Source organism: Nitrincola schmidtii (assembly GCF_008973715.1).
Lineage (GTDB): Bacteria > Pseudomonadota > Gammaproteobacteria > Pseudomonadales > Balneatricaceae > Nitrincola > Nitrincola schmidtii.
The window spans coordinates 160,599-181,499 of the sequence record NZ_WBOL01000004.1 but is presented as its reverse complement, the minus strand read 5'-3'; the positions used below and the strand labels follow the sequence as shown (position 1 = coordinate 181,499).

General features: G+C 46.8%; 17 protein-coding genes. 9 read left to right on the top strand and 8 right to left on the bottom strand.

What is annotated here, in order from left to right:
- The first annotated feature begins 1 nt into the window (after position 1).
- Positions 2 to 3,133: an efflux RND transporter permease subunit gene (locus F7R24_RS05360; protein ID WP_151670222.1), complete on the top strand. Its 3,132-nt coding sequence runs from the start codon at positions 2 to 4 to the stop codon at positions 3,131 to 3,133.
- A gap of 27 nt (positions 3,134 to 3,160) precedes the next feature.
- Here F7R24_RS05360 and F7R24_RS05355 read toward each other — a convergent pair whose 3' ends face one another.
- Positions 3,161 to 3,841: a cytochrome b/b6 domain-containing protein gene (locus F7R24_RS05355; protein WP_151670221.1), complete on the bottom strand. Its 681-nt coding sequence runs from the start codon at positions 3,839 to 3,841 to the stop codon at positions 3,161 to 3,163.
- A gap of 335 nt (positions 3,842 to 4,176) precedes the next feature.
- Between F7R24_RS05355 and F7R24_RS05350 the strand changes: the two genes are divergently transcribed.
- The 5 genes from F7R24_RS05350 to F7R24_RS05330 all read left to right on the top strand — a co-directional run bounded on the left by F7R24_RS05350 (position 4,177) and on the right by F7R24_RS05330 (position 9,063).
- Complete coding sequence (locus tag F7R24_RS05350) at positions 4,177 to 5,226, top strand: ABC transporter substrate-binding protein (protein ID WP_240775996.1); 1,050 nt, start codon at positions 4,177 to 4,179, stop codon at positions 5,224 to 5,226.
- A gap of 60 nt (positions 5,227 to 5,286) precedes the next feature.
- The gene (locus F7R24_RS05345; RefSeq protein ID WP_151670220.1) at positions 5,287 to 6,066 is read left to right on the top strand and encodes an ABC transporter ATP-binding protein; all 780 of its coding nucleotides are present in this window, start codon (positions 5,287 to 5,289) and stop codon (positions 6,064 to 6,066) included.
- Positions 6,067 to 6,079: 13 nt separating this feature from the next.
- On the top strand, positions 6,080 to 6,862 hold the full coding sequence (locus tag F7R24_RS05340) for an ABC transporter permease (RefSeq protein ID WP_151670219.1): 783 nt from the start codon (positions 6,080 to 6,082) through the stop codon (positions 6,860 to 6,862).
- 23 nt (positions 6,863 to 6,885) lie between these two features.
- The gene (locus F7R24_RS05335) at positions 6,886 to 8,274 is read left to right on the top strand and encodes a uracil-xanthine permease family protein (RefSeq protein ID WP_206057477.1); all 1,389 of its coding nucleotides are present in this window, start codon (positions 6,886 to 6,888) and stop codon (positions 8,272 to 8,274) included.
- Between the two features lie 132 nt (positions 8,275 to 8,406).
- The gene (locus F7R24_RS05330) at positions 8,407 to 9,063 is read left to right on the top strand and encodes a TetR/AcrR family transcriptional regulator (RefSeq protein ID WP_151670217.1); all 657 of its coding nucleotides are present in this window, start codon (positions 8,407 to 8,409) and stop codon (positions 9,061 to 9,063) included.
- Between the two features lie 57 nt (positions 9,064 to 9,120).
- Here the strand turns inward: F7R24_RS05330 and F7R24_RS05325 are convergent, their stop codons facing one another.
- From F7R24_RS05325 to xdhA, 7 genes are read right to left on the bottom strand one after another with little or no spacing between them, the layout of a single operon-like run.
- On the bottom strand, positions 9,121 to 10,314 hold the full coding sequence (locus F7R24_RS05325; RefSeq protein WP_151670216.1) for a urate hydroxylase PuuD: 1,194 nt from the start codon (positions 10,312 to 10,314) through the stop codon (positions 9,121 to 9,123).
- Between the two features lie 5 nt (positions 10,315 to 10,319).
- Positions 10,320 to 11,621, bottom strand: a complete 1,302-nt coding sequence (gene guaD / locus F7R24_RS05320) for a guanine deaminase (RefSeq protein ID WP_151670215.1) — start codon at positions 11,619 to 11,621, stop codon at positions 10,320 to 10,322.
- A 3-nt stretch (positions 11,622 to 11,624) separates the two neighbouring features.
- Positions 11,625 to 11,966 (bottom strand): hydroxyisourate hydrolase, encoded by a 342-nt coding sequence (uraH, locus tag F7R24_RS05315; RefSeq protein WP_151670214.1) that lies wholly within the window; start codon positions 11,964 to 11,966, stop codon positions 11,625 to 11,627.
- 9 nt (positions 11,967 to 11,975) lie between these two features.
- A complete protein-coding gene (gene uraD, locus F7R24_RS05310) occupies positions 11,976 to 12,494 on the bottom strand; it encodes a 2-oxo-4-hydroxy-4-carboxy-5-ureidoimidazoline decarboxylase (protein ID WP_151670213.1) in 519 nt (172 codons plus the stop codon).
- Complete coding sequence (gene xdhC / locus F7R24_RS05305) at positions 12,481 to 13,338, bottom strand: xanthine dehydrogenase accessory protein XdhC (RefSeq protein WP_151670212.1); 858 nt, start codon at positions 13,336 to 13,338, stop codon at positions 12,481 to 12,483. Before xdhC ends, uraD begins: the two co-directional genes overlap by 14 nt.
- Entirely contained in the window at positions 13,335 to 15,722 is a 2,388-nt protein-coding gene (xdhB, locus tag F7R24_RS05300) for a xanthine dehydrogenase molybdopterin binding subunit (protein WP_151670211.1), read from the bottom strand. Before xdhB ends, xdhC begins: the two co-directional genes overlap by 4 nt.
- The gene (xdhA, locus tag F7R24_RS05295) at positions 15,706 to 17,178 is read right to left on the bottom strand and encodes a xanthine dehydrogenase small subunit (RefSeq protein ID WP_151670210.1); all 1,473 of its coding nucleotides are present in this window, start codon (positions 17,176 to 17,178) and stop codon (positions 15,706 to 15,708) included. The genes xdhB and xdhA overlap by 17 nt, the downstream gene beginning before the upstream one ends.
- Positions 17,179 to 17,358: 180 nt before the next feature.
- On the opposite strand from xdhA, the gene F7R24_RS05290 reads away from it, so the two are divergent.
- The 3 genes from F7R24_RS05290 to F7R24_RS05280 are packed head-to-tail and all read left to right on the top strand — an operon-like array spanning position 17,359 to position 20,896.
- Positions 17,359 to 18,885 carry an ABC transporter ATP-binding protein gene (locus F7R24_RS05290; RefSeq protein ID WP_151670209.1) on the top strand — a complete coding sequence of 509 codons (1,527 nt, stop codon included), beginning with the start codon at positions 17,359 to 17,361 and terminating at the stop codon, positions 18,883 to 18,885.
- The gene (locus F7R24_RS05285) at positions 18,882 to 19,967 is read left to right on the top strand and encodes an ABC transporter permease (RefSeq protein ID WP_151670208.1); all 1,086 of its coding nucleotides are present in this window, start codon (positions 18,882 to 18,884) and stop codon (positions 19,965 to 19,967) included. Before F7R24_RS05290 ends, F7R24_RS05285 begins: the two co-directional genes overlap by 4 nt.
- A complete protein-coding gene (locus F7R24_RS05280) occupies positions 19,964 to 20,896 on the top strand; it encodes an ABC transporter permease subunit (RefSeq protein WP_151670207.1) in 933 nt (310 codons plus the stop codon). The genes F7R24_RS05285 and F7R24_RS05280 overlap by 4 nt, the downstream gene beginning before the upstream one ends.
- Positions 20,897 to 20,901: the final 5 nt, after the last annotated feature.

The window sequence follows — 20,901 nt, the reverse complement described above, 5'->3', positions numbered from 1 at the left end:
GATGTCTAAAACGGTATTACGACATAGCTCTGGTGTAGCGGGTTGGTCCATTCGACATCCTGTCGGTGTCACAATGATTGCACTGGCAGTGATCGTGTTAGGTGTGTTTAGCTTAAGTCGATTGTCGGTTGATCTTCTGCCACGCCTAATCTATCCCGAAATACGTGTCAGCATCACTGATCAGGGTGTTCCAGCCGTAGTGATGGAAGATCGTGTAACACGCTTTTTAGAAGAGCAATTGGCCGTCACTGAGGATATGGTCAATATCCAGTCAAGTACCAGTCAGGGTCGAGCTTCAGTGGATTTAATCTTCCCTTATGGCAAAGATATTGATATCGCCTTAAGAGATGCCAGCACACGCCTGGATAGAGCAAGACGTTTACTGCCGGATTCCATCGAACAACCCACTATATTTAAGCGAGACCCCTCACAAATCCCCGTGATGCAATTTGCCATCAGCTCATCTTTGCGAGATCCCGTTGAGTTACGTACATGGGTTGACGATGTGTTTGCCAATTGGTTTATTAATTTACCCGGCGTTGCGGCTGCCGAGGTGGGTGGAGGGTTGGAAAGAGAAATTCAGATACTACCCGATCCGGTTCGATTGGCAGGGCTAGGATTAGAAGTAGATGATGTCGTTGATGCCTTAACGCGTAATCATCGTGAAGATCCAGCGGGTCGTTTAAGGACAGAGCGACAAGAGATTAGTGGTCGTATTAGTGGACGATTTGATAGTGTTGAAGCCTTAGCTTCGTTATCCATACCCCTAGCGGATGGTAGTCGAGTCTCATTAGATGAGGTGGCGACGATATTAGATACCCATAAAGATGAGCGTTTACGAATCCGTGCCAATGGTATTCCCGCGCTACAGTTATCCATCCAGAATCAACCTGACGCGAACACTATTTCGGTTGCTAACCATGTACAAACACGGATGCAATGGCTTAGCGATCAGGGACTGATACCCGATGATATAGAGATCTATCCTATCTCTGATCAATCCATTTATGTGCGTCAGGCATTGAATAACTCAGTTATTGCGGTTGTCAGTGGTGCATTATTGGCCATGTCAGTGGTCTATCTGTTTTTGGGTAACCTACGACGCACGTTGATCATTGGTAGCGCAATTCCCATCGCAGTGATGGTGACCTTTGTATTGATGGGTATCAGCAATCTCACCCTAAATATCATGACCTTAGGTGGTTTGGCATTAGGTGTGGGGATGTTGGTCGATAACACCATTGTTATGCTGGAAAATATCTATCGCCATCAACGCGAAGGTGAGGCAACACTTGAAGATGCAGAAAATGCCGCTGCAGAGGTGAATAGTGCGATTTTAGCCTCCACGTCGACCAACTTAGCTGCAATTTTGCCGTTTCTATTTGTCGGTGGATTGGTGGGACTACTCTTTAGAGAGTTAATTATTACCATCTCGGCTGCGGTCGTAGCGTCGATGGTGATTGCGCTGACACTGGTACCCGCTTTGGCGTCTCGAGTGCTTACTCATAAAACCAGCGCCTTCCGTCGACTAGTAGATCGCTTTATTGACACCTTACAGCGAGGTTATGCCTTTCTGATAGGTAAAATCTTAACGTTTCGTTGGCCCATTCCCTTGATATTTATTGGTTTGCTGGTCATTAGCGCTCCAACATTTTTAAGTGGAGCCCAGACGTTTTTACCAACCATGGATAATGGTGAAATTGATATTCGCGTGATCGGCGATCCTGATATTACCTTAGATGAAATGGATCAACGGGTGCTTATCATTGAATCCATCATCAGAAGAGATCCTCATGTAGAAAGCGCTTTTGTCGTTTCCGGAGGCTTCGTGTGGGGCCGAACAGCTCGAGAGGCCGCTAACCAAGCCAGTATCACTGTTCAATTAAAGTCCCTAGCGGATAGAGAGATCACCTCACAGCAATGGATCAACCGTAAAAACCAGCAGATTGCAGAAGAGCAGTTAGCGGGTGTTCAGGTCCGTATGCGCCAACGCGGTATTCGAGGTATTCGAACCAGTACCAGTGACGATGATATCAGTGTGCGAATTCAAGGGCCTGACTTAGAGGTGTTGGATCGATTAGCCAGAGAATCGGTCGATAGAATGGCATCAGTTGAAGGGTTGCAAAACCTAGCCTTTTCATCGGAAGAACAAGTGTTAGAACTGGATTTTCGTGTCGATAGAGATAGAGCTGCTGTGTTAGGTGTGAATGTTCAAGATGTTAATGCGGCCTTGATGATGGCATTAGAGGGAAGAGTCGTCACCGACTTTTATGAGGGAGGTCGAGGTTTTGATATTCGCATACGTCTTCCTCAGCATCTGACACGTGATGTACAAGACTTAGAATCGGTATTGTTGTTTCCTGCCACCAATGGTCGACAGCCAGTCTACTTGGGCGACCTAGTTCAAATTGAATTAACGCAATCCCCAGGAACGATTCGCAGAGACAGTCAAATGCGTATTGTTGAAGTCACCGCGACATTAATGTCGGGTTATCCACTTGGAGAAGTATTACAGAGCATAGATCAAGCCTTAGCAGAGTTGGCATTGCCGAGTGGTTACACGCGATTTGATGGTGGAGCAGGGCAAACATTGCAAGAAGGTCAGCGTTTAACCGGCATATTGTTATTACTGGCCCTATTTTTGGTGTTTGTGGTGATGGCGGTTCAATATGAATCCTTGCGCAATCCCTTAGTCATTATTCTCAGTGTTCCGTTTAGTGCCATAGGTGTTGCAGGGGGCTTAAATCTATTGGGGATGCCGCTTTCAATGCCAGTCTGGTTAGGCATGATTATGCTAGCCGGTATTGTGGTGAACAACGCTATCGTCTTGGTTGAATACATTGAACTGCAACAGGATAAAGGACTGCGTCGCGATGAGGCGATTATCTCAGCAGCAAAACTAAGGCTTCGCCCTATCATGATGACAACCATGACCACTGTGGCAGGAATGCTACCCTTGGCTATAGGTATCGGGGAGGGTTCAGAAATGCTGCAACCCTTAGCCGTTTCTATTGTCTTTGGATTAAGCTTTTCGATGTTTGTTGGCTTGTTGTTGGTGCCTGTCATCTACTCTTATTTGCAGCCCGCTGAGCGCAAGGTCAGTGGCTTGGCTCAGGTGGCTACAACCGCTTAAACGATATTCGAACGTTATCACTTCACGCTAAAAATGAAATAGGTAATAAACTGTACTAGCAGCAATCGCGACAGTGATCGCAAAACGTATCCAAGGAAAGGATTCAGGTGCAGGAAGCACTTTCTCTTTATCAGGTGCGCTGTCGATCATCGGCTTCTTGCCGGTAAACATGGCTTTTACCAGTCCCTCGCCCAAAAGCTTGTACAAAGCAATGGCGGTTAGATGAAGTGCGACCAGAATCAGAATCCAGTCAAAGAAATTCTTATGCCAGCGGCTCATCCAGCGAACCGTATCTCGATCTACTGAGTTAGATAACGGGCCTGCAAACAAAATATCATCATTGGTGAATAGTCCGGTCGTTAACTGAAAACCTAAGGCACTTAGCAACACAATGACCATGATTCCACCCAGAGGATTATGGCCTAAATAGTGTATAGGCTGGCGCTTTAGCAGTGCAGAAGCATAGACCCACCAGGTTGCGGGGCCCGTAATAAAACGGCTAAAGCGTGCTGCTGGCGTACCAACAAATCCCCAAATCACTCGATAAATCATCAAGCCTAATAAGATTTGCGCCAGTATCATGTGATGTTCAATAGCATCAAAGTTTTGGCTTTGTGTCGCAGAAAACCAGAGTAAAAAGAGTAAGATGGGTAAACTCCAGTGAAATACCCGAATACTCCAATCCCAGACTTTTACATCGTCTTTCATAACATATCCTTAGTTCAAATTAGCCCTTAATTATATAGGGACAGCATAGCACACTGAAAAGTTTACTTAATGACTTAAACACTTTGGTAAGTGAGTGATTCAGTTTGATGCTTATTTGACCAGTATTTTTACTTTTTGCAGTATTTTGGTGCAATGCAGTAACAAAAATCCTGAAATAACACGGATAAATAGTGGCATAAGCTTTGCAAATAAAAAATCAAATAAGTTGACTGGTCGGTCAGTTTTGCGTTGAAGCCAAACAGCCTGATGGCTATCTAGGCATCCAGACAGACTTTCTAGACATGAATCGATATTTTATTTGAAAGGAAAAAATGATGAATATTGCAAAGCGTTTAACCTTGAAAAAAATGGCAGTGGTGTGTGGTTTAACTGCTTGTATGGGCTTACAAACACTGATGGCATCAGATGTACAGGCCTCAACTGCAATTAACTTCACCTTAGATTGGCGCTTTGAAGGACCCTCTGCACCTTTCTTACTCGCGTTAGATAAAGGCTACTTTGCCGAAGAAGGATTAAACGTCAATATCGATTCGGGTAACGGCTCTGCCGGTGCGGTCACCCGCGTGGCGACGGGTGCCTATGATATGGGTTTAGCGGATTTTAATGCGCTGATTGAATATGCATCAGCAAACCCTTCATCCGGCATTCAAGGCGTTTATATGTTGTATAACAATACCCCTGCGGCGGTGTTTACCCTGAAGGATTCTGGTATTGATACACCCGCAGATTTAGTCGGTAAAACCTTGGCGGCTCCTGTCTTTGATGCAGGTCGTAAAGCTTGGCCTGCCTTTGCAGCGCATAATGGTCTCGATGTCGATAGTGTGACCTGGCAAAGTGTTGATCCCGCAATTCGTGAAACCTTACTGGCTCGTCGCCAAGTCGATGGTATCACCGGCTTTTACTTCACCAGCTTATTGAATTTAGAAGCGCGTGGTATCGACCCTGAGATGATTACCGTCATGCCTTATTCCGATTTTGGTGTCGCTTTGTATGGTAATGCCATTATCGCCAGTGAAAAGTTGCTAGCGGAAAATCCAGATGCGGTTTCAGCTTTTGTTCGTGCGTTTAACCGAGCTTTGGTTGAAACCCTTGAAGATCCTGCAGCAGCGGTTAAGCACGTTAAACGACGTGATGCGCTTGTTAACGAAGCATTAGAACTAAGACGTTTGAACTTAGCATTAGACGCTCAAGTCGTTACCGAAGAAACTTTAGCTGAAGGGCTAGGTGCGGTGACTCAAGATCGCTTAGAACAATCAATTCAGGAAGCTGTCAGTGCGTTTGGATTGGATGTGACTCCTGACGCTGCACAACTCTTTAATACCGCCTTTTTACCGGAACTGACCGAGCGCACGGTTCCTCGTTAATTGTCATCTCTCTAGTCAGTCTGTCTTAGCTGACTAGAGAGGCTTTGTTTGAGGTGGATTATGGAGTTTGTAACCTTTGAAAAGGTCAGTTTAGCCTACGAAGAGGGCGGTCCTCTGGCGATACGTGATGTTTCGCTATCTGTAAGAAAAAATGAGTTTATTGCGGTAGTCGGACCTTCAGGGTGTGGTAAGTCTACCTTGATGAAATTGGTGTCTGGGCTTTCCAATCCCACATCAGGCTATGTGTATCTGAATGGTCGAGAGATTTCAGGCCCACAAAAATGTATCGGTATGGCGTTTCAGGCATCCAATCTACTGCCTTGGCGCACCACACTGCAAAACGTCATGTTACCGCTAGAGATAGTGCAGCCCTATCGTTCTCAGATGCGCAAGAAGCGCAAAGAGTTCGAAGAGATGGCGCGAGCACTGATTGCCCGTGTGGGTTTAGCGGGGTGGGAAGATAAATACCCTTGGGAATTATCCGGTGGCATGCAACAACGTGCCTCCATTTGTCGGGCACTGATTCATAAACCTGAATTGTTAATGCTAGACGAGCCCTTTGGTGCATTAGATGCCTTCACCCGTGAAGAGCTGTGGTGCATGTTACAGGATCTATGGCGGGAACAACCCTTCACTGTCGTGCTAGTGACACATGACTTAAGAGAAGCGGTGTTTTTAGCGGATACCGTGTATGTGATGAGTAAAGGTCCAGGCGAGATCTTGGTTCGACGAGAAGTCGATCTGCCTCGTCCAAGAACCTTAGAAGATACCTATACCGAAGGTTTTGCATCACAAGTCCATGTGTTGCGTGATCATATTGGTGCGATTCGTAAGCACTGATTGGGAGATAAAAATGGCGTTTAATCGACGTAAATTTATGATTCGCAATGCCAGTTGGATGCTGATCGTAGTGTTATTACTGCTGTGGGAAATCTTATGTGTGGGATTAGAGGTTCCTGAATATCTCTTTCCGGCACCTACGGCAGTGTGGAGTGCAGGTATAGACCGCTGGGAACCGATCATGATGCATGCTTGGCAAACCTTCTTCACCACGCTAGTAGGCTTTGCCATTGCCGTGGTGGTGGGTGTGGTGCTAGGTATCGCTGTCGGAACCTACCCTATTGTTTATAAAGCCTTATATCCTCTATTAGTAGGATTTAACAGTATTCCTAAGGTTGCCTTTGTCCCTGTATTAGTGGTGTGGTTTGGTATCGGTACGGTTCCAGCCATTTTAACGGCTTTCTTAATCTCTTTCTTTCCGGTGCTGGTTAACGTCGCAACAGGTTTAGCAACACTGGAACCAGAGCTTGAAGATGTAATGCGCTCTTTAGGTGCATCCAAGCTGGATATTCTTCGAAAAGTAGGTTTGCCACGCGCACTACCTTACTTTTTTGCATCCCTAAAAGTGGCTATTACCCTAGCGTTTGTTGGCTCTGTTATCTCGGAAACCGTGGCTTCAAATATGGGGATTGGCTATTTGATGATGGCGGCTAGTTCGTCAATGGATATGGCACTGGTCTTTGCAGGGTTGATTGTCATCGGTGTCATGGGCGTGGTGATGTATGAACTCTTTGCATGGATGGAAAAGCGTTTCACACGTTGGGCAAATCGGGGCAGCAACAGTGTTGCGGTCTGATATTGAATAAATGGAGAACACAGATGAATAATGAACTACTGTATCCACTCGACTCTCGACCTGGAGTCAAAGCATCCACCTTTGCGGCTATTCAGCATGTGTTAGCCAGTTTTGTCGGTATCATTACACCTACCTTGATCATCGGTGGTGTGTTAGGGCTAGGTGAACATCTTCCTTACTTAATCAGCATGGCACTATTTGTCTCAGGTGTTGGTACCTTTATTCAAGCCCGTCGTGCCTGGGGTATTGGTGCTGGTATGGTGTGTGTACAGGGAACCAGTTTTGCCTTTTTAAGCGCAGTATTAGCCGCAGGGTTTATTGCTAAAAGCAAAGGCGGTGGCCCTGAAGAGATATTGGCGTTAATCACCGGCGTGTGTTTTTTAGGTGCTTTTGTTGAAATCTTTATCAGTCAAATACTGCATAAACTGAAACGAATACTGACGCCGTTAGTCACCGGTATCGTTATTACTATCATAGGCATCAGCTTAATTCGAGTCGGCATGACAGACCTTGCTGGGGGTGTAAATGCAGCAGATTTTGGCAGCTTAGCGAACTTAGGATTGGGTGGTTTTGTACTTGTTAGCATTATTTTGCTGAACCGCTCAAAAAACCCATGGATCCGTTTATCATCCATTGTGCTGGGTTTAACTGCTGGCTTCGTCATTGCGTTTTTCATGGGTAAAGTCAGTTTTGCTCAAGTCTCTGAAGTCAGTTTTATGACCTTGCCGATCCCCTTTCAGTATGGTTTTGCATTTGATCTGGGAGCGTTTATTCCTGTCGCACTGATCTATCTAGTGACTGCTATCGAAACCAGTGGTGATATTACCGCTAACTGTATTGTCTCTAAACAGCCGATTAAAGGTGAAGCCTACGTCAGCCGCATTAGAGGTGGTGTGTTGGCAGATGGTATCAATTCTATGATTGCTGCTGTTTTTCACACCTTTCCAAATACAACATTTAGTCAAAATAATGGTGTGATTCAGTTAACCGGTGTGGCCAGTCGTTATATTGGTTACTACGTAGCCGGTATCTTAGTCTTGTTGGGATTGTTCCCAATCATCGGTGCCGTGTTGCAGCAGATTCCCAAGCCTGTTTTGGGTGGAGCCACCCTAGTGATGTTTGGCACTGTGGCTGCAGCTGGAATTAAAATTCTTGCCAATGAAACGCTCGATCGTCGTAATCTACTGATTATGGCGGCTTCGTTTGGTATAGGTTTAGGAGTTACCATGACACCCGACTTATTGGCACAAATGCCAGATTTGGTTCGTAATGTGTTTGGTTCAGCTGTAACGGCGGGTGGTTTGACCGCCATTATCTTATCGCTGATTTTACCTCAAGAAGAAACAGAGGTAGAGCAGGTCTCTAGTGACGTTGTGGATGAAACATCCTCGTCACTGGTAAAAACCAACTAGATATATCTATAACTATCTAATTTAAACGTCAACTTCTCCACTGCAACTCCAAGATTTACCAATACTGGGGGTTGCAGTGACCCACTCTTCTGATACGATCAGCATTCGTATTTCCGCCCCGGAGAGTCCCCGTTGTTGTTCAAAATCGATTCACATCAAACAGAAAAAGAACGTAACGTCGGCAAAATACGCCAACACAATGAAACATTAATCCTTCGTGCTGCAGAGGCAGAGTTTGCTGAAAAAGGTTTTGCCGGTGCAAGTATCAATGCCATCGCTAACCGAGCAGGCTTGCCAAAAGCAAATATTCACTACTACTTTAAAAACAAGATGGGTTTATATGTTGCTGTATTGAGCAACATCATTGATCTTTGGGATGAAACGCTGGGAAGTATTTCGGTGGACGATGATCCTGCTGATGTGCTGCCAAACTACATTCGCCGTAAGATCGCTTTTTCTCAAGAATACCCTATGGCATCACGTATCTTTGCCTCTGAAATCATCAGTGGCGCACATAACATGAAGGCGTATTTTAGCGATGATTACCATGGTTGGTTTTCTGGACGTGTCGCTGTATTCCAGCAATGGATGGATGAAGGCAAGCTAGATGCTGAGATTACACCGGAACACTTGCTCTTTATGATCTGGTCTACGACTCAACATTATGCTGATTTTTCCGTTCAGATAGCAGCGGCACTGAATAAGCCGTGTCCTGAAGCTGATGATTTTAAAGCAGCAGAAGATACGCTGATTCATATCATCTTAAAGGGATGCGGTGTTTCGAGGTAAAATACCTATTCAAAACACCGCATCAAAACACCTATTCAAAACACCGCACGTTAAGTTTTACGATTGTCTGCGATGTTGAATCCAGCTCGCCAGTAAGCTTCGCTCCTCTAACGTCATTTCAGTTTTATTCAAGAATGGCATGTCATGGGTGAGTAACGTTCTGGCTTCTATTCTATCCAGTTGTCGAAGAATGTCAGATCCTGTTTCTAAGTAAACACCACCCGGAGAGACTCTAAAAATGTCATCGGTGGGTTGGCGGCTATGACAGGTTGCACAGCGCTCCATAACGATACCGAAGGCTTCATTGTCACTGATTAAACGCTGACTGCTATCAAAGGCGGGCAGTGGTTGAGGTTTAGCGACAATGATCAGAAGAATAAACGCAGCAAAGGCACTGACCAAAATTGAGGGTTTTACAATTCCCTTATGTTTAAGATTGAAAAAGTGTCTTGCCCAAGCGCCGATTAAGATCAAGGCGGCTAAAATTGCCCAGCCATACTCATGGCTATAGGTCATAGGGGAATGATTACTCAGCATAATAAAGACCACGGGAATGGTGGCATAGTTATTATGCGTCGAGCGGCGTTTAGCGTTTAAACCATAGATAGGATCGGGTGCTTCTCCCTTTTCAACCGCTGCGACCAATGCCCGTTGCGAGGGCATGATGGTGGTAAAGACATTCGCCGCCATGCAGGTACCGATTAACGCGCCTATGTGAATATACGCAGCACGGTTACCAATAAATTGACTCAGCATCCAAGCTAAAAAAGTAACAATAGCGACCAGTAAGAGTCCAAAGATAAGCTCTTTATCGACGAGTGGGGTGCGACAGAGGCCTTCATAAATCAAAAAGCCGATTACGATGGTACCTAATCCAATCGAAATCGCTTGCCATGCGGTTAAATCCGCTTTAGCCGGATCGATCATAAAGCTGTGCGCACCGACGTAATAAATCAATATCAGCAGGAACATCCCGGTAATCCAGGTCGAGTAGGCTTCCCACTTGAACCAATGCAGATGTTTCGGCATCTTCTCTGGGCCTAATTGGTATTTAGCGACTTCGTAAAAGCCACCCCCATGAATAGACCAAAGATCTCCTTTAATGCCTTTATCTTTTTTCCATTGCGGAGGATCCTCTAATGAGTTATCTAACCAGACAAAGTAGAAGGATGCTCCTATCCATGCGATGGCGGTAATGACGTGCAGTAGTCTTACCAGCATCTGTATCCAATCGTAAAAATACGGATCCATAACGATTATTGCTCCTGACGGTAAACCAGGTTACCGAGTACATAAGTGGCTGAAATGAGTCGATCGTCTCCTAGAATGGCGAACACAAAGAGCTTTTCTGTGATGTCTTGGCAGTGTTCCATTCGAAAACGCATCAAAGGTGTGGTTGAGGGGTCAAGGACAATAAAGTCGGCTTCTTTGCCCGGTAGAAAATTACCTATGCAGTGATCCAGCGAAAGCGCTTTGGCGCCCCCAAGTGTTGCAAGGTAAAAGGCTCTATCTGGGTGTAAAGAAAGATCTTGTAGTTGTTGTATTTTGTAGGCTTCCGCCATGGTGCTGAACAAAGAGAAACTGGTTCCTCCGCCTATATCTGTTCCTAATGCGAAACGCACTCCTTGATCCGTTAGGCGCGACATTTCGAATAATCCCGAACCTAAAAATAGGTTAGAAGTAGGGCAATGAGCTAACACGGTGCCGGTCTCTGCAAGTCGTTGACAGGCAGAATCACTTAAATGAATGCCATGAGCATAGATACTCTGTGGTCCCAGTAATCCTGCCTGTTCATAGGCATCTAAATAATCACGAGCATTGGGAAATAGAGCAGCAACCCACTCCAGTTCCTGTTTGTTTTCAGCGAGATGACTCTGAAGATAAACACCCGAATATTCTTGTAATAAGCGTCCTGCAAAGTTTAGCTGTTCAGGTGAACTAGTCGGCGCAAAGCGGGGCGTAACGGCGTAAGACAGTCGTCCTTTTCCATGCCATTGCTCAATAAGTTCAGCCGAATCTTCGTAGCTGCTGGCGGCAGTATCGGTTAAATAGTCTGGTGCATTCCGATCCATCATTACCTTGCCAGCAATCATGCGAAGATCTAAAGCATTAGCAGTTTCAAAGAATGCATCGGTCGAATCAGGATGAACAGTGGAAAAAACCATGGCTGTGGTGGTGCCATTGCGAAGCAGTTCTTGAATAAAAAATTCTGAAACTTCTCGTGCATAGGAGGCGTCTGAAAACTTTTTTTCAGTAGGAAAAGTATAGTTATTTAACCAATCCAAAAGTTGACGCCCATAAGCAGCAACTATCTCTGTTTGTGGATAATGGGTATGAAGATCAATGAACCCCGGCATAATGATTTTGCCTGAGTAATCGATACGGGTTGCTTCTTTAGGTAAGCTGGCAATCAGAGCAGAGAAAGGTCCCACCGCATGGATATGACCATCGTTGATCACTAATAAACCATCCTCGATAAAAGCGCGAGAGGTTTCTGGATGAGTGTAAGGATCCTCCAGGTAGTGCAAAATTGAACCACGGTAGGCCTGCATACTCATTCGTTATGACCCCCGATAAGTAGAATAGCCAAATGGACTGATCAGCAAGGGTATATGGTAATGATCGTCTTCAGCTTTTAATTGACACTCTATCTCTACTTGAGGGTAGAAGCAGGGTTGCTGCTGCTGTGCAAAATACTCTTCTAAACTAAAACGCAAACGGTAACGTGCCGTTTCAAGTTTAAGGGCTTCACTAAGAAAATTACCTACACGACCATCGTTATCGGTAGTGCCTTGATTTAGCTCTAACCATTCATTACCTTGATATATATAGAGTTGTATCCGAATGCCAGCGGCAGGTTTTCCAAGAGTTGTGTCGAGTACATGAGATGAAATGCGCTGCATATTAGGCTCCTAAGCGGCTTCATTCGGTTGTAGAAGTTTTTCTAAACGGAGTCGAGTGATTTTTTGCTGCTCAGCGGCAGCAATATTTATTTCAAACTCGGGATCGTTATTGAGTCTTGATTTGAGTAAAGACAGCATCTCTTGCGCCGATTTTCCGGTAGCGCAGACAATAAAAATGTAACCAAAACGCTGCTCATAGGCGGTATTACCTGCTGCCAGTGCATGAAGTGTGTCTTCATCCGCTTGCTTGACGGAGGATTGTTCACCCTCGGCCAGAGCTTTGGTGTTAGCATATTTGGCACGTAAACTACTGACATCGCCGATTTTGGGATGGCCTTCAAAGGCCTGCTTAAAGTCACTGGGCGCTAAGCCTAGCCAGACTCGGTCGGCTGCTGTATAGAGTGCTTGAGACGAGTCAAAAGGCATGGCATCGAGCATTCCCGCGATCCACGCCTCGCTGACACAGCATTGGCGAAAATGATTTGCAGCCATTTCTTTATCCAGCTGATTGAGTTCAGTTAAGGTCATCAGGTTTTCTCGTTAATTGTTTAGAGATATCTGTGAAATCTTGCGACGAAAGGGTGGCTTTTTCAGGCAGTGCGGCAAGGCTAGCTTGATAGCACTGAATGACCCGAGCAGCAATGGATACGGCGACTTCCATCGGTCGTTTGCCACCGATTTCGCTTAATCCTACCGGGCTTTCAATAGCGTCAATTGCCGTTTGACACAGTCCAGCATGACGCAGCCTGTGTCTAAATCGAGCGGCTTTAGTTTTGGAGCCGATCAGTCCAATAAAACCCTGGTGCTGCTGAGTCAATGCCTGTTCACAAATTTGATAATCTTGATCATGGGAATGCGTCATGATCAGCAGTAGTGCATTCGAATTTATTTGTGTGAACACGTCGGTGGGATCATCTGGATGGTGGCACTGAATTGCAGCGTTGATATCGCTGGGGAATTGATCAGCACGAGTATCCACCCAATGCACATTCAGTGGGAGTTCACTGAGGATGTTGATTAAAGCGCTGCCGACATGCCCCGCACCAAATAACCATAAGGTTTGGCTGGTCTGGCAAAAACTTTCAAACAATAGCGTGGCATGGCCACCACAGCATTGACCTAAGGCAGCCGCTAAGGGAAATTTGACTAAGTTTTGTCCGGTCACCTGTTCTTTGATCAGCTGCCTTGCTTGCTCTACCGCATGAAGTTCCAGATTACCGCCGCCGATGGTGTCAAACAGTTCCTCAGCCGTCACCAGCATTTTAGTACCACTGTTGCGGGGCACGGATCCGGCAGTGCCGATCACCGTCACCAGAACATGTGCAGTGTCAGATCGTTGACATTGAGCGAGTGCATCACTCCATCTAATCATTTGGTTAGCCTTAGGTCTGCTTGTAGTTTTTCGATGGCCATTAACACTCTTTCAGGTGTGGCAGGGGTATCTAAATCAGGACTGATGCGATAATGACTCAGGCTGCTGATCGCATCTCTTAATGCCGACCATACCGAAATCGCCAACATTAAGGGCGGCTCGCCCACGGCTTTAGAGTGATAAATCGTTTCTTCAGTATTCGCCTGATCAAAAAGTTTCACATTAAAAACAGGCGGTGTGTCACTGATTGCAGGAATCTTGTAGGTTGCGGGAGAATTGCTCAGTAATTGCCCATCACTGTTCCATACCAGTTCTTCCGTGGTTAACCAGCCCATCCCCTGAATAAAGCCCCCCTCTATCTGTCCAATATCGATGGCCGGATTCAGGCTTCTGCCGACATCATGCAGAATATCGGTACGTAGCAGACGATATTCGCCTGTCAGGGTATCTACCAGCACCTCTGAAACGGCAGCACCGGTGGCGAAATAGAAGAAAGGGCGGCCTTGCGCTTTTTCACGGTCATACCAAATTTTCGGCGTGCGGTAAAAACCCGTTGTTGAAAGAGAAATACGCGCTAGATAGGCCTGCTGAACTAATTCGGTAAAAGCGATCGAGTCCTCTTCACTCCACCAGACACGGTTATCCATAAAGCGTATCGCAGCAACATCGACCGACTTCTGTTCAGCTAAAAACTCTGCTAGACGTTGTTTTAAGGTTAGCGCGGCATTTTCGGCGGCTTTGCCATTCAAATCTGATCCGCTTGAGGCAGCTGTAGGGGACGTATTAGGTACTTTGTCGGTTCGGGTAGCGGTCACACGCACTCGCTGTAGATCTATCCCCAGTGTGCTAGCTACGACTTGAGAGACCTTAGTATGCAAACCTTGACCCATTTCGGTCCCGCCGTGGTTCAATTGAATGCTGCCATCGGTATAGATATGTACCAGCGCTCCCGCTTGGTTTAAGTGTTGCAGGGTAAACGAGATACCAAACTTAACCGGAGTCAGCGCCAAGCCTCGCTTCAATACTCGGCTTTGTTGATTCCACTGAGTGATCGCTTGGCGTCTAGCACGATATTCGCTGGTTTTCTCAAGTTCATCGATCAGTTGCTGAAGCGGTTGATAGTCAACCTGCTGATGATAGGGTGTTAAATCTCGATCTTTGCGATAGAGGTTGCGTTTGCGAATATCCAAAGGGTCGCAGCCAAGTCGACGGGCGATATCATCCATGGCACGCTCGATAATCAGCATACCCTGTGGACCACCAAAGCCTCTGAAGGCGGTATGAGAAACCGTATCAGTGGCGACTCGATGTCCGCGAATGTCCGCATGAGGTAAGCAATAGGCATTATCCGCATGAAACATAGCGCGATCGACGATGGCATCCGTCAGATCGGGTGAATGGCCGCCATTACCAATTACCTCAATATCGGCGGCGATGATCTGTCCCTGTTGATCACAGCCGATATGATAACGATTGACAAAGGGATGGCGCTTGCCCGTCATCAGCATATCTTCTTTACGGGGAAGACGAAGTTTGACCGGTAAACCCGTTTTGACTGCCATCAAGGCTGCCAAACAGGCCCATGGTGCCGCTTGAGTTTCCTTACCACCAAACCCGCCGCCCATACGTCGCATATCGACGGTGACTTTGTTAAAAGGAATATTCAGAACTTCGGCGACCAGCTTTTGCACTTCGGTGGGATGCTGGCTTGAGGTGAAAATCATCATCTCACCGTCTTCACCGGGAACCGCCATGCTAACTTGGCCTTCTAAATAAAGATGTTCTTGTCCTCCGACCTGCAGGCTCGCTGCGAGTTGAATCGGTGCCGACGAGAGCGCCGTTTCACAATCGCCTATCTGCATTCGATGGCTAGGACGAAGTAAGTGTTGCTGACTCAGCGCGACTTCAGCATTAAGGTTTGGAACCTCCGCGTCATACTCTATTTTGGCGAGCAAAGCGGCTTGTCGTGCCGCTTTTTCCGTTGTGGCAGCCACCAGTGCAATGGGTTGTCCTGCGTAGCGAATGACATCATCCGTCAGTACCGGGTCACCCGGAAATACCGGGCCGATATCGGTGTGACCCGGAACATCCTTGAGTGTTAAAAGCTCGACAAACTCAGGAGCCTTGAGCACCTGAGAAAAGTCGGTTGAACGAAGTCGACCTTTAGCGATATGACTGCCGATCACAGCCGCATAAAGCGTGCCTTTCGGCTCAGGAATGTCGTCGACATAACGAGCCGTTCCCGTGACATGCTGACGTGCACTGTCGTGAGGTATGGGTTTGCCTAGCGTTATATTGGCGCCAGTAATATTGGAGCCAGCGCTGTTGCTGTTTCTGTCGTCTAGAGTGGTGGAGTGAAGGCTGCCTTCAGTCAAGGTGCGCATAGTGCATCACCTCCAGCGATTGGTTACTTTGATATTCTAACGCCGCACGTAGCAACAAATTTTGTACACTTTTCATGCGGTATTCAGCACTGGCGCGCACATCGCTGAGGGGTGAAAACTCATCTGCAAGTGCCATTTGTGCTTCATGCAGTTCTTCGGGAATAAAATCTTTACCGATTAACGAGGCCTCAGCCTGATAAGCGCGTGCAGGGATGGCTGCCATACCTCCCAGTCCCAGTCGTGCATCCAGAATGCGAGTTCCGTCCAGCGTTAAATGCAGAGCAAGACAGACCGCCGAAATATCATCATCGAGTCGCTTGGACAGTTTATAGATACGTAAAAAACTCTTCTCACCTAGCTTAGGTAGAATAATGGATTCAATCACGCTGCCAGTCGTTAGACACGTTTGTCGATAGCCGGTAAAAAACTCATGGATCGGTATCTCGGTGACATCGTGAGCATTTCGGATGCGTAAACGGGCATCTAAAGCCAGTAATACGGGAGGCATATCGCCGATGGGCGATGCGTTGGCAATATTACCTCCTAAGGTGCCTTGATTACGCACCTGAAGAGAGCCGAGGCGATGCAGTAAATTAGACACTGCCGGAAAAGCCTGAACTAACTGGGATTCAGCTTCACTGTAGGTCACGGCTGCACCTATCTGTAAAACGTCAGCACGATCTTCAATCTGGCGCATCTCTGCGACATGTCCTGTAAAAACAAGCTTTGGCAGGGTTCGCAGTTGTTGTGTGGTTTCTAATGCCAGATCGGTTGACCCAGCAACCAAGCGAGCATCGGGGTGTTCGTTGAGTAGGCTAAGTAGCTCGTTCATGGATCGAGGGCTAGCAAAAAAGGATGAATTTTTCCCTTTCAGGGTCAATGCGGACGCATCTTTATCTGCTTGCCACTGCCGTAAGGTGTTGACCAGTTGAGTTTCTCTTTTGGCGAACTCATCGGTCTGCTCAGTCGACTGCGGGGATAAGATTAGGGCTTTCGCGGCATCAATAATCGGACGGTATCCTGTGCAGCGGCAAAGATTGCCACCCAGTGCCTGATAAATGTACTCCTCAGAGGTAAGCTTCGCAGGTTGATGCATCATCGCAAACAGCGACATGACGAAACCCGGCGTACAAAAACCACATTGAGAGGCATGATGATCAACCATCACTTGTTGAGCCGGATGCAATGCTTCTGATGATGAGCTGAGTCCTTCTACGGTGATCACTTGGCAGCCATCAACCGCCCCTAAATAAGTAATGCAGCTATTAATGCTACGATATCGCAATTGATCACCGTCTGGTTCAGCAACGACTACGGTGCAGGCTCCGCAATCACCTGAAGCACATCCCTCTTTGGTGCCTCTTTGCACCACTTCTGTGCGCAAAAACTCCAAAAGAGTCGTATCTGGTGCGTACTCTTCTAGTGTGACGGGTGTCTGATTCAGCATAAATTGCATCTGCATCCTTCCTAAAGACTGATGTTTTTGTATTTTTAACTACTATAGTTCAAATAAAACCTGACTGCTTGGTCAGAAAATTGCAGGAAGCTTGCCAACTTTTAAAAAAAATGGAGTTTGTGTGAAAAAGGTGTTTATATTTCAAGGTTTCGATAGACGGTATTTAACAAGGGGAAGGCGATGCGCAAGCCGTTGTTGTGCCTGAAGGGTTTGACTAAGGCCTATCCAGGTGTACTGGCCAATGACGATGTTTCTTTTGAAATCGGGGAAGGTCAGGTTCATGCGCTGTTGGGTGAAAATGGTGCAGGTAAGTCAACGCTGGTTAAGATGATTTATGGTTTGGTTAAACCTGATCAGGGCGAAATGATCCTGCGCGGACAGCCATATGCGCCATCACAACCTTCCGAAGCACGTCGTAACGGCGTAGCGATGGTATTCCAGCATTTTAGCTTGTTTGATGCGCTGGACGTTGCCGAAAACGTGGCGCTTGGGATGGAAAATCCTCCGCCATTACGAGACTTAGCACAGCGTATCCGCGATGTTTCAGAAGAGTATGGTTTGCCCCTAGATCCTACCCGTTTGGTCGGAGATCTATCAGCGGGTGAGCGCCAGCGTGTAGAAATTGTTCGCTGCCTTCTTCAGGACCCTAAACTTCTGATTATGGATGAGCCGACATCGGTGCTTACGCCTCAGGAAGTGGATGTGCTTTTTAAAACCCTACGACAGTTATCTGCTGAAGGTACAGCGATTCTCTATATCTCGCATAAGTTGGATGAAATTCGTGCGCTGTGTGATGAAGCGACCATTTTACGTGGGGGTCGAAAAATAGCGACCTGTGATCCACGTGAAAAATCATCACGAGAATTGGCTGAATTAATGGTAGGGCAGATACTGACCCCGCCAGAAAAACCCGATCGACCCTTGGGTGATGTGGTCTTGCAGGTGGATAAGTTGTCACTGGCTTCCAATAACCCTTTTGGTACCTCACTGAAAAATATCTCCTTTTCATTGCGCTCAGGTGAGGTCCTAGGTATAGCGGGTGTTGCTGGAAATGGTCAGGATGAGTTACTGCTGATGCTATCGGGTGAATTGACCGCACCGGCAGAACAAGTTCGATTAAAAGGTAATGCCATCGGTAACTTAGGACCTAATGCACGACGAAGCTTAGGTTTAGTGGCAGCGCCTGAAGAACGTTTAGGCCACGCCGCAGCGCCAGATATGAGCCTGACAGAAAATGCGTTACTGTCAGCTGCAGAACGAAAAAAACTTACAAAATACGGATTTATCAATTGGCGTGCGACGGATGCCTTTGCACAAGAAGTGATTGCGCGTTTTGATGTACGAACGCCAGGGTCACACGTCTTAGCACGCGCTTTATCAGGCGGTAACTTACAAAAATATGTGATAGGGCGTGAAATCGAGTTAAATCCGGATGTGATTGTCGTCAATCAGCCAACCTGGGGAGTAGATGCTGCTGCCGCTGCTTTTATTCGCCAAGCTTTGTTAGATTTAGCAGGCAAAGGAGCTGCAGTGCTAGTGATTAGCCAAGACTTGGATGAACTCTTAGAGGTTGCTGATAGTTTTGCCGCGTTGAATGAAGGGCGATTAACTCCTGTGCGACCTGCTAAAGGTTTAAGTGTAGACGAGATAGGTTTAATGATGGGTGGAGCACATGATATGCATCCAGCACATGAGGGTTCAGCATGATTCGGCTTGAGAAACGCAAAGAACCTTCAAAATTTTGGCGCATCGCCAATCCTTTTCTAGCCGTTGCGCTGACCATGTTAGCCGGTGGCATTATGTTCGCCATGCTCGGCAAAGACCCAGTTGTTGCAATACGCTTAATTTTCTTTGATCCGATTTTTTCGGAAACCTTTGGTAGCTACTCACGCCCACAGTTGCTGATTAAGTCGGCTCCTTTGATTCTGATCGCCGTGGGCTTAGCGATAGGCTTTAAAGCGAATATCTGGAATATCGGTGCGGAAGGTCAGTACATTATCGGTGCGCTGTTTGGAGCTGGAGTTGCATTATTGTTTTTCCCGCAACCCGGCTGGTATATCTTCCCATTGATGGTGTTAGCGGGCGCTTTTGGTGGCTTCTTGTGGGCGATGATTCCTGCGATTTTGAAAACTCGCTTTAACACCAATGAGATATTGGTGTCGCTGCTGTTGGTTTATGTTGCTGAAAAAATTCTAGCAGCCATGGCGCTGGGGCTGATGCGAAATCCCGATATTCCAGGTTTCCCAGGTTCACGCGATCTGCGACGTTATGAAGCAGCGCATAATGCAGAACTTTTTGCAGGATCAGGAGTTCACTGGGGTGTCGTGGCAGCGCTGATTGCGGTGATCTTTGCCTATGCGATGATGAAACGTCATATGCTGGGTTACCATGTTCAACTGGCTGGTCAAGCGCCTCGTGCTGCTCGATTTGGTGGCGTGTCGCCGACACGACTGGTGATTATCTGTTTAGGTATTTCTGGGATGTTGGCAGGTTTAGCCGGTATGTTCGAAGTCTCAGGACCTGGTGGCCAAGTGCGCATCGAGTTTGCTTCTGGCTATGGTTTTACCGCCATCATTGTGGCGTTTCTTGGACGACTTAATCCCATCGGCATCGTTTTTGCAGGTTTATTGCTTGGTTTGACCTATATTGGTGGTGAATTGAGTCAAATGATGCTGCAACTGCCTAGTGCGTCAATTCAAGTGTTTCAGGGCATGTTACTGTTCTTCCTGCTGGCGCTTGATTTTCAAACCAACTATCGCTTGCGTTTAACCAGAGGTGTCCGCACATGATGATTGGATCAATCAATATTGCTGTGTTATTGGCCGCGCTGATGGTGGCTGCAACACCTATTTTGTTGGCCGCCATTGGTGAATTAGTAGTGGAAAAAGCCGGCGTACTGAATTTGGGTGTCGAAGGCATGATGATTATGGGTGCCTGCGTCGGTTTTATCATTGCGATCAACACCGGTAGCCCGTTAATGGGTTTCATCGGTGCAGCGCTCGGAGGAATGGCTTTGTCATTACTCTTTGCCTTATTGACCCAAGCCTTAATGACCAATCAAGTGGCATCGGGGTTAGCATTAACCCTGTTTGGTTTGGGCTTATCTGCATTGTTAGGCCAAAAGTATGTTGGTTTGACCCCTCCTAGAACACCCAAGCTTGATTTAGGTCCATTGTCAGAAATCCCGTTTTTGGGTCGCGCACTATTTTCACATGACATTATGGTTTATTTGACCATCGCCTTAGTCGCCGCAGTCTGGTGGTTTTTGAAATACACTCGAGGCGGTATGATTTTAAGAGCTGTCGGTGAAAATCATGATGCCGCTCATGCGCTTGGTTACCATGTTAAACGTGTTCGTGTGCTTGCCATTATGTTTGGTGGTGCCTGTGCGGGTTTGGGAGGAGCTTACCTGTCACTGATTCGAGTTCCTCAATGGACCGAAGGCATGACCGTCGGTATTGGTTGGATCGCTTTAGCATTGGTTGTGTTTGCCAGTTGGCGCCCGTGGCGTGCGATGGCAGGTGCCTATCTGTTTGGTGGGATCGTGGTTCTTCAGCTTAATTTACAAGCGGCGGGTGTCAAAATACCGGTTGAGTATTTGTCGATGTCACCCTATTTGATCACGATTGCTGTATTGGTATTTATTTCGTCGGGCAAGGCACGAGGGTCGCTCAATGCACCCGGATCGCTGAACCGGCCTTTTCACGCCTCAAATTGAGGCAT